The sequence below is a fragment of the Streptomyces sp. NPDC005566 genome, from assembly GCF_040605575.1.
Taxonomy (GTDB): domain Bacteria; phylum Actinomycetota; class Actinomycetes; order Streptomycetales; family Streptomycetaceae; genus Streptomyces.
In genome coordinates, this window is the sequence record NZ_JBEXDB010000074.1 from 1 (window position 1) to 1,576 (window position 1,576).

1 protein-coding gene is annotated in these 1,576 nt (G+C 54.9%); it reads left to right on the forward strand.

Going from position 1 to position 1,576, the window contains the following annotated elements:
- Window positions 1-206: 206 nt before the first annotated feature.
- Window positions 207-1,576: hypothetical protein (locus ABZS61_RS34785; RefSeq protein WP_356430514.1), on the forward strand; the 1,370-nt coding region annotated here is incomplete at its 3' end.

The following is a 1,576-nucleotide window of genomic DNA, read 5'->3' on the forward strand; positions in this document are numbered from 1 at the left end:
GTGGCGGCCGATGGGTGGCGCGCGTGCGCGCGAATGCGGACTACTCGACGCCGGAATATCGCTATGACTTGTCCCGCATCGTGACGATGCGGCGCGGCCAGCCGATGTCGTCGATTTCGAACGACGCCGGCGCTGAATGGGAATGGGTGGGGGGCTGAGATACGCGAGCTCACCTGTCTCAATAAATAGGCAGTGTGGGGTTGACTATGATTAGTAATTTATGGCGCATTGCATTGGGAATCCTTGCAATCTCTCCGGTTGTTCTGATGGAGTGTGCAAACGGCGAGGCTATGAATTTGAAGGGTCAAGCAATGCAATTTAGCTACACGACGAATGGTGGTGCAGATGGGAGTGTCAATTCATATGGAAACAACGAGGTTTCAGTCTCTGGAGATGTGCTGTCTGTTCAAATTGGTGATTCGGCCGGAAATAAGAATGTTCACGGAATCGGGGCATACAAACTGAAGTTGCAGGGCGAAAATCTGGAATCCGCCAGAAAGCTTGCCGCGTTGCTGTGCTCCCCGAAAGATCCGAAAAGCGATGTGCCAATCTCCGATCTTTACAATGCGAAGTGCAGCGACGGAATGAGAGGTGGTCCGGTCAGAGAATTTAGTCGACCTGTTGCAATCAAAGTTGCCGATCTGGTGAATTCGCTCAGAAATGCAGGGATTCATGATGGACGGAAAGCTGTGAAATTCGATGCTTTGCTTGTGTCGATTGACCGTGCCAAGGCCGGATTCCTGGTTTCTGTCAGATTCGACAACACTGGCGATTATCCTATCAAGTTCAAGACGCCTGATAAATGGGATGCCGGAATTGGCAGGAATATGGATATCTTGGGCGTAAACGGCTACCGAATTGGATCACATGATTCTAAATTTGGACTCGGATTGGCGGGTAAGTCGCTTGAAAATTCGGGCGAATTTCCCGATGGCGAGGTCAGTCTTGCGCCACACAGTTCGGTAACTTTCAAGATAAAAACAACATCCGTCAGTAAGTTCGTCGCGGGTAGCTACGATCTCAATGTTGGCGTGTTTATGAACATCGAGGTTCCGGGAATCCAGTCCAGTCTGGTGCGGGTCGATTTCCATTCGGACCACAAGAATCCGACCCGCGTTACCTTTGACCGCGATTATCCCTCGACGCCGCAGGAGCGCGAGCAGTGGGAAGCGTACCAGCGGACTCGCCTGTCACATTTTCCGATCAACCCCGGTGAGACGTTCGCCGAGGACGGCCTGTATCGAGCAGTGCGTCTGAATGCCGGCGGCAGCTACCGCAGCTTGCAGGTGATGCCATTCAAGGCCGGCGACATCGCTACGACCGACAGCGTGAAGATGCCGATGGAGTCCGGAGACGGCGTCCATCTCGATGGGCCGGTGCAATGGGTATGGGAAGGTAGCGCCCCGATCCCCACGAAGCCATTCTCGTCCGCCTACGTCGAAGGCACGGAGCAGTTCAGCTTGCCCGGCGCGGCGTGTCCGCGTGGCGGTCGATGGGTGGCGCGCGTGCGCGCGAATGCGGACTACTCGACGCCGGAATATCGCTATGACCTGTCCCGCATCGTGACGATGCGGCG